This is a genomic window from Streptomyces coerulescens, from assembly GCF_042657965.1.
Lineage (GTDB): Bacteria > Actinomycetota > Actinomycetes > Streptomycetales > Streptomycetaceae > Streptomyces > Streptomyces coerulescens.
In genome coordinates, this window is the sequence record NZ_JBHSKM010000016.1 from 53,006 (window position 1) to 67,405 (window position 14,400).

The window sequence follows — 14,400 nt, forward strand, 5'->3', positions numbered from 1 at the left end:
ACAGCCGCGTCGTGCGCGGTCAGACCAACGGGATCGTCACCTCGTCCTCGACCGGCGGGTCCAGCTCCTGCGCACGGCTGCCGGTGGCGGCGTAGCAGCGAATCCGGACGGTCTCCGGCGTGACGTCCAGCCGGAGGAACTGCTTGAAGAACGGCGGGCTGTACGTCGCCGAACTCGGTGAGAACAACGACGTGTAGATCTTGCGCACCGGGAGGCGGAGACGGGCAGTGCGGTCGGGGCGGCGGCCGGCCCCGAGCAGCCCCGCCACCAGGCGGGTGCGCCAGGTGATGCGGGCGGTCTTCTGCTGGGCACGGGTGAGCGGCATCTCCAGGCGCTCGGCGACCACGGCCGACGCCTCGGCCTCGGTGAGGGTGAAGAAGCGGCGCAGGCGCAGACGACGGCCGTACAGCCTGCTGTAGAACGCCAGGGAGTCGCCGCGCAGCGGATAGCAGCGGAACTCCTTCTCGGTGACGTTCGCGACGTCGACCCGCGGGATGGTGTGCGTGGCGTGCATGAACGCGCCGCCGCCGCCCGAGACCACGTACTGGATCGTGCGGCCGTCCACTTGGACCGGGTAGCGCTGGTAGTTGTGGATGTCCCCGCCGATCGCGGCGACATAGCGGTGCGCCGGGTCTCGGACGATGGCGTCGACGGTGCCGCCGCCCTCGATGGCGCAGGGATGGTGGGCGCCGTCCACGTACAGGGGCGAGCCCGTGATGAGGATCTTCGGGCGGGGCCCCTGCGACACCTCGCGCAGCCATGCGCCCTGTTCGGCGTCGAGGGTGCCGAGCAGCCCGGTGTCGATGCCGATGATCCGCACCGGCCCGGCGTCGATCGCCCAGTACGGCCCGGGCTGCACCGCCTGTTGTGCGGCGGCCGACCTCAACTGCCGTGCCGCGTCCAGCCGTCGGCCGTCGCCCTTGCGCGGCTTGTGCCACAGCAGCCGCCGCAGCCAGGCCTTGCTGAGCACGCGCGGCGCGGGTTCCGGGGCGAGGGGCGGTGCGTCGTCGCAGAAGACGCGCATGAACGCGCCGAGGTCCTCGTACCAGTCGTGGTTGCCCGGTATCGCGTATATGGGCGCCTGGTAGTCCCGGTACGGCCGGAAGAACTTGGTGCCGTAGTCGTCGGCACTGCCGACCGGGTAGATCACATCGCTGGCGAGCACCGCGAACCGGGTGTCCTGACCGGCTTTGAGGAAGCCCGGTACGACGGAGTACTGAGGGTCGTCGCCCTCGCCGGTGTCGCCGATGACGAGGAACGAGAAACGGTCGGGGTCGTCGCGTCGGATCACCTTGTCGGCGGGTACGCCGGCGGCCGCCCGCTCGGCCACCCAGCGACTGCGGGTACGGCCCGTCGGGTCCCCGAACCAGGAGGCCAGGACACCGTTGCGGGCGGCCCACAGCATTCTGGGGTCGAGCCAGGAGATCTTCTCGACCTCGGTCGGCATCAGCCGCTTGTACGTGCCGAGTTCGGTGGCGCCCCAGCCGGCGCCTTCGGCGGTATCGCGAGAGGAGTCAGACACCGGAGCACCGTAACAATGATCTAGAGGACGCAGAGCAGGGGTTCGGGGGCGTGGCGCGCCGTCACGCCCACCGCATCGCCCCGTTCACCTCCTGCGAGCGTAGCTCTCCCGTCTTGACCGCGCCGTCCAGGCGGGAGTCTTCAACGCGGAGTCGTGTTCCGGCTGTTGGGCCGGTCCGGTGCGTTGGGGCGTTTCCTCGGGGGAGCCTGTCCTGCCCTCGCCGAGGACCAGGAGCGGGTCGAACATCACGACCACTCCGGCCAGGACGAGGAAGACGATCGGCCCCAGCAGCATGGGGAGCAGCAACGAGGTGGGCGAGTCACCGGCCCACGAGGCGCCGGTCGTGCCGTGCAGATGGACACTCACGGCCGCCATGCCGGTGTAGTGCATCCCGGAGACCGCCACGCCCATGACGAGGCTGGCCCCGAGACTGGTGAGGAAGCCGCGGATCGTGACGGCCGCCCACAGCGCGGCGGTCGCGGCGACGATCGCGATCAGGACCGACAGCACGACGGTGAACGCCTTGTACTCCAGGTCGCCGTCGAGGCGCAGCGCCGCCATCCCCAGGTAGTGCATGGCCGCCACCCCGAGCCCCGTGACGACGCCCGCGCTGCCCAGCGAAGCCCGGCCCGCGCCCAGATAGCCGACGATGAACACGCCGACGCCGACCACGACGATCGCCACGACCAGACTGAGGACGGTCAGTGCCGTGTCGTAGCGGATCCGGGTCTCCTCGACCTGGAACCCGATCATGGCGATGAAGTGCATCGTCCAGATCCCGGAGCCGATGGACGCGGCGCCGAGCGCCAGCCAGCCCGGCTTCCACGACTGTCCGCCCAGCAGGGACCGCACGATGCACCGCAGTCCCAACGCCCCTCCCAGGCAGGCCATCAGATAGGCCGCCACCGGGGTCACCGCACCGTAGCGGAACCCGTCAACCGTACCTTCCATGAAGCCAACTCCCCCCAGAGTCGTGGCCAGTTGTGGAGCAAGGTGTACGGGGCAACAGAGCGGGAAGCAAGCCTTTACCGCCGGTAGCCGTTGAACTCTGCACCACCATGGGTCGACTCCGGTCACACATGGGCGAGATTCGGCCACCGGGCTCGGACCGGCCTGCCGCGGCCACGAGTGGTGTCGGGCCCGCGGATGTGGCACAGATGGAGTGGAGGGACGGGGGCGGCACACGGCGGGTATCGGCGGGAAGGGCCGGACATGGAGGAGCTCGCGATCATCGAGGCGCCGTCCGTCCTGGGCCTGCGGCCGTCCGGCGTCCAGGACCTGCCGGCGGCCCTCCTGGAGGCGGGTCTGCTCACCGGTCTGCACGCGGTACGGGCCGGCCGTATCGCCCCACCGCCCTACGATCCGGAGCGCGACGCCGACACCGGCGTCCTCAACCCGCACGGCATCGCGGATTACTCCGTCCGGCTGGCCGACGCCGTCGGCGACGTCCTCGACGGCGGCCGATTCCCCGTCGTCCTCGGCGGGGACTGCACCGTCCTGCTCGGCAACCTCCTCGCCCTGCGCCGTCGCGGACGCCCCGGACTGCTGTTCCTCGACGGGCACACCGACTTCTACCAGCCCTCGGCGGAGCCCAACGGTGAGGCTGCCTCGATGGAACTGGCCCTCGCCACGGGCCGCGGCCCGAGCCTCCTCACCGACCTGGAGGGACGCGGGCCCCTGCTGCGGGACGAGGACGTGGTGGCCTTCGCGTTCCGCGACACGGAAGAATCCGCCGAGGCCGGGATGCAGCCGCTGCCACCCCGCCTGCACGCCCTCGAACTGGACGCGGTGCGCGCCTCCGGAACGGCCGCCGCGGCGCGCCGGGTCGTGGACCGGCTCACCGCGGGCACGAACACCGGGTTCTGGGTACACCTCGACGTCGACGTCCTGGACGACGCGATCATGCCCGCCGTCGACTACCGGCAGCCGGACGGGCTGACCTGGCACGAACTGGAGAGCGTCCTGAGCACGGCATTGGCCGCCCCCGGTGCCATGGGACTCGACGTCACGATCTTCAACCCCCGCCTCGACCCGGACGGCACGATCGCCGCCCGCCTCGCCGCATGCCTGCGCCGGGCTCTGTCGGCGCGCACGGAGAGGGGAGGGGGAGACCGGGGTCGTCGGGTCTGATGAATTTGCCGAACCGGCAACGAGGATCGCGACGCCTGTCCCTGCCGACGCAGGATGGCAGGGCCATACGCGCCGCCCCTGCGCCGCCCGGGAGGAAACATGCCGCACCCCGCCCCCGCCACGTCGACGGACCTCACACACCGTCTGGTCCCCGCTCCCGCGGGCAGGATCCACCTCGCGGAACAGGGGACAGGGCCGCTGGTCCTCCTCGTGCACGGGTTCCCGGAGTGCTGGTACTCCTGGCGCCACCAACTGCCGGCACTCGCGGCCGCCGGATACCGTGCGGTCGCCATCGACGTACGCGGATACGGCCGCTCCTCCAGGCCCGAGCCGGTGGACGCGTACCGGATGCTGGAGCTGGTCGAGGACAACGTCGCCGTGGTGGACGCCCTGGGCGAGCGCGAGGCCGTCATCGTGGGGCACGACTGGGGCGCGACCATTGCCGCCGGCTCCGCGCTCCTGCGCCCCGACGTGTTCCGCGCGGTCGGCCTGCTGAGCGTGCCCTACACCCCGCCCGGCGGCCCGAAGCCGAGCGAGGTGTTCGCGGGGATGGGCGGCCCGGAGGAGTTCTACGTCTCCTACTTCCAGCAGCCGGGCCGCGCCGAGGCCGAGATCGAGCCCGACGTCCGCGGCTGGCTCGCCGGCTTCTACGCCGCCCTGTCCGCCGACACCATGCCGGGCCCCGGCGCCCCCGACCCGCACTTCGTCACCCCGGGCGGCACCCTGCGCGACCGCTTCCCCGCCGGCCCTGCGCCCGCCTGGCTGGACGCGTCGGACCTGGACGTCTACGCGGGGGAGTTCGAACGCACCGGCCTGACCGGCGCCCTGAACCGCTACCGGAACATGGACCGGGACTGGGCGGACCTCGCCGAACACACGGGCGCCCCCGTCACCCAGCCCTCCCTGTTCCTCGGCGGTGCGCTGGACCCCTCGACCACCTGGCTCGCCGACGCGATCGCCGCCTATCCCACCACCCTGCCCGGCCTGAGCTCCTCGCACGTCCTCGACGGCTGTGGCCACTGGATCCAGCAGGAACGCCCGCAGGAGACCATCCGGCTGCTGACCGCATGGCTCGACTCCCTGTCAGGGACCGCCTAGCCGTCGAAGGGCTCACGCCTCCGCGGGCACCGGCCGCCTGATCAGATAGGCGGCTGCCGACGTCACCAGGAGCGTCATACAGGCGATGAACACCAGACCCGCACCCTCCAGACCCATCGGGCCGGTCAGCACCCCCACGCCGATGACCGGGAGCGAGATACCGCCGTACGCCACCACGAACAGCGTCGAAATGACGGCCGCGCGCCGGTCCGCCGGCGAGGCCGCGGCCACCGCCGACAAGGCCGCCCGGAACGCCAGCCCCTGACCGATCCCGCCGACGATCGCGCTCGCCACCACCAGCGCCAGCAGGTCCCACCACAGCGCTCCCGCCAGCAGGGCCAGCCCGACGAGCAGCAGCGCGCAGCCGAGCGGCAGCGACCGGCTCACCCCCACCCGGCCGACGGCCAGTTGCCCCGCGGTCGAGGCGAAGAAGGCCATCGCCACGACGAGTCCGCTCACGGCGTGGTTGCGTTCGTCCAGGGACTCCGCGAGGAAGGCCGGACTGACCGACGTGAAAACACCGAACAGCGCGAAACCCGCGAACGAGGCGGTCGCCGCGGGCCCGAAGACCGGCCGCACCGGCGGCGGCAGGCTCGGCCTCTGCGGCCGTACGGTGCCGAGTGACCGCCGCTCCCGAACCGTCTCCGGCAGCCTCAGCACGACCGCCGCCGAGCAGGCCACCAGGGCGAAGTGCACGGCGAACGGCAGATACAGCGGCCAGGGAGCGTACTGCGCCAGCACCCCGGCGAGCAGGGGACCGCAGCCCAGCCCGCCCATGTTGGCGGCGGTCGCGACCAGCGTGGCGCGGGCGGCGCCGTCGCGCGGCGCCAGCTCCATGACGTACGCCGTGGCGGCCCCGGTGAGCAGACCGGCCGACAGACCCGACAGCAACCGCCCCGCATACAGCCAGCCCAATGCGCTCGCCAGCAGGAAACAGACCGCACTCGCGGCCGCGCATCCCAGGGCCGAGAGGATCACCGGTCGCCGGCCGACGGTGTCCGAGGCGTTGCCCGCGACCAGCAGGACGCCGATGACCGCGAAGGCGTACACGGCGTACACGATGGTCACCGTCAGCTCGGAGAACCCGAACTTGTCCTGGTAGTGGCCGTAGAGGGGAGTCGGCAGCGTGGTCCCGGCCATGCCCACCGCGAACACCGCCCCGCCGAGCAGACAGTCCCGCCACGCCTGCCGCTCACCGAGTTCCGTCTCCCTGACGCCGTCCTGAACCGGCATCGTCACACGTCGTACTCGTCGGGCAGCCGCATGCCGGGCCCGCCGACCTGAAGGCCCAGAGGTTTTGCCCGACCCTTCGGCTCCTCCCACGCCTCCTGGCGGCCGAGCGCGGTGAGATCGAGGTACGGGTAGCCGTTGTGGAACTCCTCGATGCCACGGCCGTACGTGGAGTAGGTGTGGAAGACCTCGTCCCCGACGCGCAGGAACGCGCTGATTCCCGGATAGTCGCCGCGCATCTCCGGCGACCACGGCTCCCCGGCCTCGGCCAGCTCGGCCTCGTCGCGGTGGGACACCTGCACCGGTGCGACCCGTTCGTCGACGGTGGCGTGGAAGTCGTAGTTGAAGTCGCTGCCCGCCGAGGAGTACCAGGGGAACGTCCACCCCATCCGCTCCCGGTACGCGGCGAGCTTCGCGTACGGCGCCCGGCTCACCGCGGCCAGGGCGGTGTTGCGGACCTTCAGCTGCCGCAGCCGGGCCGGGATCTGATCGGCCGCCGAGGAACAGCTGGAGCAGCCCGTGTCACGGGGGTGCTCGGTGCCGTCGGCGTCGATGTCGTACGTCCACATGAAGTGGTGCACGACCAGCTGGGGCCGCCCCTCGAACAGGTCGAGCAGGCCGGCCTGTCCGTTCGGCCCCTCGAAGACGTACGGCTTGTCGACGCGGACCATCGGCAGCCGCCGCCGCTCGGCGTTGACCCGGTCGCGTGCCCGGGTGAGCTCCTTCTCCCTGGCCAGCAGCTCCTTGCGGGCGGCGAGCCACTCCTCGCGTGACACCACGTCGGGCAGGTTCGCCATCGAGGTCATCCGGATACTCCCCACACGTCTGGTCGCGCCGGCGGGCGATGCCGGCACCGTTCCAGCTTGCGCCTGCCCTTCCGGCGGCGCACGTGCGTTCAGGAGGGGGCGGCGGGGGACTCCGCGTCGCGGCGGCCATGAGCCGTACTCCGTTGCGCCGCCGTCGCAACCACTGAGGGCTGCCGGACACCGCCGACCGGGTGTACCCGGCAACCCTGCGTCCGCCGCGCACATCCCCTGCCACCGCCCGGAGACCGGCACGACGGAACACCACCGGGCCTTCGTCCGAGCGTCGCCGGTCTTTGTCCATGGGTCCGGTCCACGGTCGCCGTCATGGCGGGGGCGGCGGACCCGGCCGGGCCCGCGACGTGAGAGCCGGACAGGGCGTTGCGGCCGGCCGCGGACTCAGAACGTCCGCTTCAGCAGATCCAGAAGTGCCGCCCAGTGCCGCTCGTCCGCCTCGCGGTCGTAGGCGGAGGTGTCGGACTGCGTGTAGCCGTGCCCGGCGCCCGCGTAGACCTCGCAGCGGTGCCGGACGCCGGCCTCGGTGAGCGTGTTCTCCAGGCGCTCGATCTGCTCGGCGGGCAGGGACGGGTCCTGGTCGGCGTGCCCGAAGTACAGCTCGGCGGTGACGTGTTCGGCCACCAGGTGCGGGCTGTCCGGCGCCTCCGTCGCCAGCCGGCCGCCGTGGAAGCCGGCCGCCGCGGCGACCCGGTCCGGATACGTGCCGGCGGTGAGCAGGGACAGCCGGGCGCCCATGCAGTAGCCGGTCAGCGCGACCGGGCCGTCGACCGCCGCCGGGGCGTCGGCCAGCCACCGCAGATAGGCGCCGGCGTCCCGCATCGCCGCCTCGGGCGTCAGCTGCCGCATCATCGGCATGATGCTCTGGAAGATCTCCGGCCGTGCCGCCGGATCGATGAACTCGGGCAGGTCGACGACCGGGGCCCGCCCGGCCCGGTAGAACACGTTGGGCACCAGCACCGTGTACCCGGCCCCGGCGAGCCGGTCCGCCATCGACTCCAGTCGCGGTCGCAGTCCGAAGGCGTCCATGTAGAGCAGGACCGCCGGACGGGGCTCGCCGTCCGCGGGGTGGGCGAGATAGGCGTCGGCGATGCCGTCCTCGGTGGGGATGTCGACGGCGGTTCCCTGTACGGAGGTCATGGGGGTTGCCTCTCTGCGCAGTCCACGGCGAACGGGTCGCCGACCCGGTGGAGCCGGGCCGCGCACATGGTTTCATGCACCATCCAACAGCCCGCGGCACCCCCTCCCGCTCGGCGGCGGCTTTACTCGAACCGAGAGATGTCGCCGGCCCCCTCGCGCACGATCTCGGCCTCGCCACCCGAGAAGTCGATCACCGTCGTCGGTTCGGTGCCGCACTCCCCGGAGTCGACGACCGCGTCCAGCACATGGTCGAGCCGGTCCTTGATCTCCCAGCCCTGGGTCATCGGCTCCTCCTCGTCGGGCAGCAGCAGCGTGCTGGACAGCAGCGGCTCCCCGAGCTCCCTGAGCAGAGCCTGCGTCACCACGTGGTCGGGGATACGCACGCCCACCGTCTTCTTCTTCGGATGCTGGAGCATGCGCGGCACCTCCCGCGTCGCGGGCAGGATGAACGTATAGCTGCCCGGCGTCGACGCCTTGATCGCGCGGAACACGTCGTTGTCGATCCGCACGAACTGCCCCAGCTGCGCGAAGTCCTGGCAGACGAGAGTGAAGTGGTGCCGGTCGTCCAGTCGGCGAATCGCGCGGATCCGGTCGATACCGTCACGGCTGCCCAGCCGGCAGCCCAACGCATAGCAGGAGTCCGTCGGATACGCGATCAGCGCACCCGAACGGACACTGTCCGCGACCTGGGCGATGGTGCGCGGCTGGGGATTGTCGGGGTGCACATCGAAGTACTTCGCCATTCACCGAGCCTATGCCCTGCACGCCCCCACGGCGGCGCAGGCCGGGACAGCCAGGTCCGGCGCATACGGCCGTACCGGAGGGTAATTCGCTGGAATGCGGAATCCGGCTTCCACACAATGACCGCGAGGGGCGCGGTGAGGGGGCGACGACTGGTGGGAGTGCTGGCGCGGACGTACGACGAACGAGTGCGCGGCCATGTCCCGTGGCCGCCGCCCGTGGGAGCCGTCCTCGCCCAGGACGGCCCGCTGATCCGCGTGCACCACGGCACGCACGCGACCGTCCGGCACGCACCGTTGCCTGCCACGACCACCTCGACGCAGACGGCCACCCTGATCCGCCGGCAGCAGGAGGCGTGCGCCGAGCGGGACGAGCCCCTGGAGTGGCGGACCTACGGCCATGACGAGGTCTCACCCGACGAGTTCTTCAAGGCCGTCGGTTTCCGCCCCGGACCCGAGTCGTCCCTGCTGATCGCCGACCTGTCGGGCCTGAGCGTCGATGCGCGGCCGCCGCGCCGGCACCGGGTGCGCGGTATGCGCCACGGTGACCACAGGACGCGCGAGGTCGCGGAGCTGACCGCGTGCGGGGGACCGTACCGCAAGGCCTACGCCGAACTCCGGGCCGATCACGTGGGGCTCTACCACCGGACCCACATCCAACTGCTGGAGTCGGAGACGCGGCTGACCGGCGTGGGCTGGGCCGAGCACCTGGAGGGCACCGGCTTTCTCGCGATCCAGGGGATGACCGGACCACACCCCGAATTCCTGCCCTTGTGGGCGCGGTGGGCGTCCGCTTCCGTGCCGCCGAAGGGCATCACGCACGTCGTCGCCGAGACCGCGGACCTTGAGGTGGCGACGGCGTTGATCGCGGCCGGGTTCGAGGAGGTGTCCCGCGTTCGGACGTACCGCTGGGATCCGCCGGGATCGACCCCGGCCACCACTCGCCCGGTCCGGGCACTGCTCGCCGAGCCCGAGTACGACGGGCTTCTGCACGACTTCAAGGACAGGTTCTCGTTCAGGCCGAGCATCACCCACTACCCCGGTGTCGAGGAGCCGGAGGCCTCGGTCACCTGGCACGTGGGCGACATCGGCGACGCCGGAGGCCGGCGGTTCACCGAGCTCCCCGACGATCACCTCGTCCGGCGCGTGCAGGCGATCGTCGAGCGCGGCCTGCGCGCCTGTGTCCGCCCCGGCGAGCCGCTGTACTCGGCGGACTGGAACCACCAGGGATACGTCTTCGATCCCACCCGCGTCGGCGGACCGGGCCGACCGAGCTGGCCCGGAGCCGCCTGCTGGGCGGGTGACTACCACAAGTACCTCACCACGGATCTGCGGTTGGGCACCTTCTGGCATCCCTGGGAGGAATCCCTGTGCGTCTTCGGGGCCGATCTGCTGACCGAGGTCGAGGAGGACCTCACCGCGGTCCTGGGCGTCGTCATGCGCCGTAGCGGACGCAACGTCGGCAACGTCTGGACGTTCGAGTCGGTGGCCGGGCACCCTGCGGTCGCGGACGCGTGAGGTAACGTCCCCGACCGGTACGTGCTGGATGAAGTGCAGGACGAGGTGAAGGCCGAGTGGCTGGCAGAGAGGACGGGGACCGTCGGGCGGGGACGGGGAGCACCGACGGGTCGGCGTGGGCTCAGGAGTTGCTGGAGCATCTGCGGCCCCATGGGCGGGACGTCCGCCGGGTCGTGGCCTGGCTCGCCGACGCCGTGGAGGGCGCCGCGTCTCTTCAGGACGACATCGGCCGGCTCGTCGCGGGTACACGAGCGCCTCTGGACGAGGACCTCGTCGCGGCCGTCGCGGCCGGCCGGATCGCCTCCGCCGCCTGGGAGGGACAGGGGCGTCATCTGCGGCTGGTCAGGGTGACGTATCCGAACCCCTCGGCGGCGGGCGTGCTCGCCGTGTCACGCCGGACGCCCTTCGACCGGCGCACCTCCGACATCGTCACCCACACCGTCCAGGTCATCGAGCTCCTGCTCAAGGCGGACGAGACCACCGCCGCCGGACTCCGGCTCGAACAGGCCACGTCGGATCTGCGGCTGGCGATCCTGCAACTGCTGATGGTGGAGGACACCGTCTCCGCGCGCCGTGTCGCCGCGGGACTGTGGCCCGGCCTCCTCGACACCGACACCGCCAGTGTCCACGTCGTGGAAGGCACCGCGGAGGAGCGCGACACGGTCGCCGAGGAGTGCATCCACGTGACGGGCGAGCGGGCGCTCGTGGTGCTCTGCCCGGCGGTGGACGAGCATGTGATCGTCGTGACGCCCGGCGAGCCGGAGGCCCGGGAGCTGCGGGCACTGATCGGCGGGCGCCCCCGCACCTTCATCGGCGGCAGCGCCCGGAACAGCCTGGCCCGTACCGCCACCGCGTACGGACAGGCCGTCAGCGCCCTCGCCGTCGCCCACTTCCGCCCCGACAAGGCGGCCGTCTACGCCGAACGCACCCACCCAGAGCGCCTCATCGACCCCGTGGCCCTGCGCGAGTGGACCGGCCGGCTGCTGCGCCCGCTCGACACCGTGCCCCACCACACCCGCGCCGAACTGCTCGCCACCACCCGGCTCGGCCTGGAGTTCACCGCCGTCAACGCCGCCAAGGTCCTCGGCGTCAGCCGCAACACCGTCCGCGCCCGCATGGAGCGCGTCGAAACGCTGCTGCGCACGGACTTCGGCAATCTCACGGCCCGAGCCGTCGTCCATCTGGCGCTCAACATCCAGGTGAGCCAGGCCGACACACCGGCCGAGACCGACAGTTCGGACAAGACCCCCGTCTCGCTGTCCGGCCTGTTGTCGGGCCCCGCGATACGCACCTGGTCACAGGATCTCCTCGCGCACCTCGATCAGGACACCCGGGACCTGCGCCGCACCCTGCGCACCTGGATCGCCGAGGGCGCCAACGCCGAACGGACGGCGCAGACCCTCGGCGTCCACGCCCAGACCGTCCGCGAGCACGTCCGCAGCGCGGAACCCGTCCTCGAACGCCAACTGCTGGCCGGCGGCAGCGACCTCTACGAGGTCGTCCTGGCCCATCTCGCCCTGGACGACCCGGATCAGCCCGCCCTCCACGGGGCGAAAACGGGCCTTCCGGACTCACTTGTGCACGGGTGAGTGCCGAGGCGCCCTCAGTGGGCACCGACGCGATACCCAAGGTCTCCGTCGCAGACGTAAGTTCGACACTCCGCGGGGACACGACCGGAACGGGGGACCGGTCGCGTCCCCGCGCCTGAAGCCGTCATACGGGCCCGGCAGACGTCATCCGCGCAGCAGCACCGGGATCCTCTGCCAGCCGAACGCGATGAACGACGGCACCTGACGCAACTCCTCCTCGCGCGCGGCGAGCCGCAGGTCGGGGAAGCGGTCGAAGAGGGCCGGCAGCGCCGTCAGTGCCTCGACGCGGGCCAGCGGCGCGCCGATGCACCGGTGCACACCGATCCCGAACGCCAGATGGTCGTCGGCCCCGCGCGAGGCGTCGAACGAGTCCGCGTCCGCGCCGTAGTGCGCGGGATCCACCCCCGCGGCGGCGTACGTCGTGATGATGGCGTCCCCGGCCGCGACGGTCACGTCCCCGACCTCGATGTCGCTGACGGCGAACCGCAGCGGCAGCGACGCGATCGACGGGTGCACGCGCAGTGTCTCGTCGATCACCGCGTCCCAGCCGATCTTCCCGGACCGTACGTCGGCCAGCTGCTCGGGATGGGTCAGCAGGGCGACGACCGCGTTGCCGATGAGGTTGACCGTGGTCTCGAATCCGGCGCCGATGACCAGCAGCAGCGTGTACAGCAGCTCCTCGTCGCTGAGCCGGTCACCGTCCTCGTCGCGCACCCGGATCAGCTCGGTCGTCAGATCGTCCCCGGGGTGCTCGCTGCGATGGGCGATGAGCGCGGGCAGCACCGTGCCGATCTGCTCCTGCACGAACGCGGCGTGCTCCGGACTCGGGTCGGAGGTGTCCATGATCGCGGCGATGAGGGTGGCGGTCGCGTCCCGCAACTCGTCGGGGACACCGAACAGTTCGCAGATCATCCGCATCGGCAGCGGATGGGCGAACGCGGCCTTGAGGTCGACTTCCGCGTCACCCTTGTCGAGCGCGTCGAGCAGCTCCGCGGTGATCGCCTCCACACGCGGACGCATCACCTCCGTGCGCCGCTGGGTGAAGCTCGGCGCGACCAGCTTGCGCAGCCTGGCGTGGTCGGTGCCGTACGTCGAGAGCATGTTGACCACGCCGACCCAGCCCAGGATCCAGACCCAGGACGGGTGCTCGGCGATCTCCGGCCACAGCCGCCAGTGCCGCCGGGGATCCTTGCTGACCCGGGGGTCGAGGATGAGTTCCTTCAGCGTGTCGTAACCCGTGGGCGCCCACGCGGGGATACCGCCCGGCAGGTCCACGGGCACGATCGGGCCGAGGGCGCGCAGCCGGGCGCTCTCGCCGGGGATGTCTGCGCCGAACGGGTCGAGGGCGAAGCGGTCGGTGCGGTCGGACACGGTCACGAGTGAACTCCTGGCTGGTCGGGGGAGCGAGAGCTGAACCGGACGGGCAACGAGGTCAGCGAGCGGTGGAACGGGCCGGGCCGCCAGGTCAGGCGCTCCCGCGGCAGCACCGGCTCCAGATCGGGCAGCCACTGCGTGAGCCGCTCGATCGCCTCGGTGGCGATGAGCAGCGTGTGCTGCCGCACCGGACAGGCGTGCGGACCCGCCGACCACGACAGATGCGAGGCGTCCCGGGGATGGCGCTCCCCGGTGACCTCGCGCTCGGCGAAGTGGGCGAGCGCCCCGTACGAGACGACGACCGGCACCGCGGCCCTGATCCAGGCGCCGTGGAAGGACACCGGGCCGCGCGCGTAGTGGATGCCGTAGTTGGCCAGCGGGGTCTCGTGATGCAGGACCTCCACCACGGCGTCCGTCACCGGGCGGGCCCCGCTGGTGAGGGTGGAGTAGTACTGCGGGTTGCCGAGGATGCGGGAGAGTGCGTTCGACACCAGGTTGGCCGTCGGCTCGTGCCCGGCGCCCAGCGTCAGGAACACCTGCCAGGTGACCTCCTCCGGGGTGAGCCCGGCGGGGTGGTCGAGCAGCCGGCTCGGCAGGTCGTCGCCCCGCTGCTCGGACTTGGCCGCGATCAGCTCCAGTACGTAGCCGGCGAACTCCGTCTCGCCCTCGGCCGCTTCGGCGCCGCCCTCCATCATCTTGCCCAGCGCCACATTCAGCCGGTCGCTCTGGCTGTCCGGCAGCCCGAAGAGGCTGTTGAACACCAGCGCCATCAGCGGCCGGGCGAACTCGCCCACCAGATCGGCCTCGCCCTTCGGCCCGAACCGGCCGACCAGCACCCGCACCGCCCGGTGGACCCGGGCCCGCAGATCGTGCGGCTCGATCCGGTCGAAGGTGTCGATCAGCGAAGTGCGGTACCGGACATGGGCCGCCCCGTCGGCGAACAGGGTGTTGGGCCGCCAGCGCATCATGCCGAGGACCGGTGAGTCGTCGGCGACCGTGGCCTCCCACGGCCGCGGATCGTGCGAGAACGTCTCCGTGTCGTGCAGCAGATCCAGCGCCGCCCGCCGGTCGGTGACGACGTACGCCGGCACGCCCGGCGCCAACTCCGCCCAGCCGACCGGGCCCTGGGCGCGCAGGGCGTCGTAGTAGGGATAGGGATCCAGTGCGAAGCCGTCCTCCCACAGCCGCACGGGGGCCGAGCGGGAGAAGGCCTGCCGGTCGGGGGAGTGGGTGGTCATCCG

Annotated in this window: 12 protein-coding genes; 4 read left to right on the forward strand and 8 right to left on the reverse strand. The window is 71.7% G+C overall.

From position 1 onward, the window contains the following. Window positions 1-19 precede the first annotated feature (19 nt). On the reverse strand, window positions 20-1,522 hold the full coding sequence (locus ACFPQ9_RS21760; protein ID WP_380855532.1) for a metallophosphoesterase family protein: 1,503 nt from the start codon (window positions 1,520-1,522) through the stop codon (window positions 20-22). A gap of 84 nt (window positions 1,523-1,606) precedes the next feature. Beyond that, entirely contained in the window at window positions 1,607-2,473 is an 867-nt protein-coding gene (locus ACFPQ9_RS21765) for an MHYT domain-containing protein (RefSeq protein WP_380855535.1), read from the reverse strand. Window positions 2,474-2,734: 261 nt separating this feature from the next. On the opposite strand from ACFPQ9_RS21765, the gene ACFPQ9_RS21770 reads away from it, so the two are divergent. Both ACFPQ9_RS21770 and ACFPQ9_RS21775 read left to right on the forward strand, forming a co-directional pair. Continuing rightward, entirely contained in the window at window positions 2,735-3,652 is a 918-nt protein-coding gene (locus tag ACFPQ9_RS21770; protein ID WP_380855538.1) for an arginase family protein, read from the forward strand. Between the two features lie 99 nt (window positions 3,653-3,751). Then, a complete protein-coding gene (locus ACFPQ9_RS21775; RefSeq protein WP_380855541.1) occupies window positions 3,752-4,750 on the forward strand; it encodes an alpha/beta fold hydrolase in 999 nt (332 codons plus the stop codon). Between the two features lie 12 nt (window positions 4,751-4,762). Here the strand turns inward: ACFPQ9_RS21775 and ACFPQ9_RS21780 are convergent, their stop codons facing one another. From ACFPQ9_RS21780 to ACFPQ9_RS21795, 4 genes are all read right to left on the reverse strand, one after another. Next, window positions 4,763-5,983 (reverse strand): MFS transporter, encoded by a 1,221-nt coding sequence (locus tag ACFPQ9_RS21780; protein ID WP_380855544.1) that lies wholly within the window; start codon window positions 5,981-5,983, stop codon window positions 4,763-4,765. Window positions 5,984-5,985: 2 nt separating this feature from the next. After that, window positions 5,986-6,786 carry a DUF899 domain-containing protein gene (locus ACFPQ9_RS21785; RefSeq protein ID WP_380855547.1) on the reverse strand — a complete coding sequence of 267 codons (801 nt, stop codon included), beginning with the start codon at window positions 6,784-6,786 and terminating at the stop codon, window positions 5,986-5,988. Window positions 6,787-7,182: 396 nt separating this feature from the next. Then, entirely contained in the window at window positions 7,183-7,938 is a 756-nt protein-coding gene (locus ACFPQ9_RS21790; protein WP_380855550.1) for a dienelactone hydrolase family protein, read from the reverse strand. Window positions 7,939-8,060: 122 nt separating this feature from the next. After that, the gene (locus ACFPQ9_RS21795) at window positions 8,061-8,681 is read right to left on the reverse strand and encodes an L-threonylcarbamoyladenylate synthase (RefSeq protein WP_380855553.1); all 621 of its coding nucleotides are present in this window, start codon (window positions 8,679-8,681) and stop codon (window positions 8,061-8,063) included. Between the two features lie 135 nt (window positions 8,682-8,816). Between ACFPQ9_RS21795 and ACFPQ9_RS21800 the strand changes: the two genes are divergently transcribed. Both ACFPQ9_RS21800 and ACFPQ9_RS21805 read left to right on the forward strand, forming a co-directional pair. After that, window positions 8,817-10,196 carry a DUF2716 domain-containing protein gene (locus tag ACFPQ9_RS21800; RefSeq protein ID WP_380855556.1) on the forward strand — a complete coding sequence of 460 codons (1,380 nt, stop codon included), beginning with the start codon at window positions 8,817-8,819 and terminating at the stop codon, window positions 10,194-10,196. 56 nt (window positions 10,197-10,252) lie between these two features. Continuing rightward, window positions 10,253-11,785 (forward strand): helix-turn-helix domain-containing protein, encoded by a 1,533-nt coding sequence (locus ACFPQ9_RS21805; protein ID WP_380855559.1) that lies wholly within the window; start codon window positions 10,253-10,255, stop codon window positions 11,783-11,785. A 144-nt stretch (window positions 11,786-11,929) separates the two neighbouring features. On the opposite strand, the gene ACFPQ9_RS21810 is transcribed toward ACFPQ9_RS21805, so the two are convergent. Both ACFPQ9_RS21810 and ACFPQ9_RS21815 read right to left on the reverse strand, forming a co-directional pair. Further along, a complete protein-coding gene (locus ACFPQ9_RS21810) occupies window positions 11,930-13,162 on the reverse strand; it encodes a cytochrome P450 family protein (protein WP_380855562.1) in 1,233 nt (410 codons plus the stop codon). Beyond that, on the reverse strand, window positions 13,159-14,397 hold the full coding sequence (locus tag ACFPQ9_RS21815; RefSeq protein WP_380855565.1) for a cytochrome P450 family protein: 1,239 nt from the start codon (window positions 14,395-14,397) through the stop codon (window positions 13,159-13,161). Before ACFPQ9_RS21815 ends, ACFPQ9_RS21810 begins: the two co-directional genes overlap by 4 nt. Between the last annotated feature and the right edge of the window lie 3 nt (window positions 14,398-14,400).

Excerpts from the sequence above, each read along its gene's own strand:
- ACFPQ9_RS21795 (WP_380855553.1), bottom strand. The coding sequence starts at position 8,681 with ATGGCGAAGTACTTCGATGTGCACCCCGACAATCCCCAGCCGCGCACC.
- ACFPQ9_RS21815 (WP_380855565.1), bottom strand. The coding sequence starts at position 14,397 with ATGACCACCCACTCCCCCGACCGGCAGGCCTTCTCCCGCTCGGCCCCC.
- ACFPQ9_RS21765 (WP_380855535.1), bottom strand. The coding sequence starts at position 2,473 with ATGGAAGGTACGGTTGACGGGTTCCGCTACGGTGCGGTGACCCCGGTG.
- ACFPQ9_RS21780 (WP_380855544.1), bottom strand. The coding sequence starts at position 5,983 with ATGCCGGTTCAGGACGGCGTCAGGGAGACGGAACTCGGTGAGCGGCAG.
- ACFPQ9_RS21770 (WP_380855538.1), top strand. The coding sequence starts at position 2,735 with ATGGAGGAGCTCGCGATCATCGAGGCGCCGTCCGTCCTGGGCCTGCGG.
- ACFPQ9_RS21790 (WP_380855550.1), bottom strand. The coding sequence starts at position 7,938 with ATGACCTCCGTACAGGGAACCGCCGTCGACATCCCCACCGAGGACGGC.
- ACFPQ9_RS21785 (WP_380855547.1), bottom strand. The coding sequence starts at position 6,786 with ATGACCTCGATGGCGAACCTGCCCGACGTGGTGTCACGCGAGGAGTGG.
- ACFPQ9_RS21775 (WP_380855541.1), top strand. The coding sequence starts at position 3,752 with ATGCCGCACCCCGCCCCCGCCACGTCGACGGACCTCACACACCGTCTG.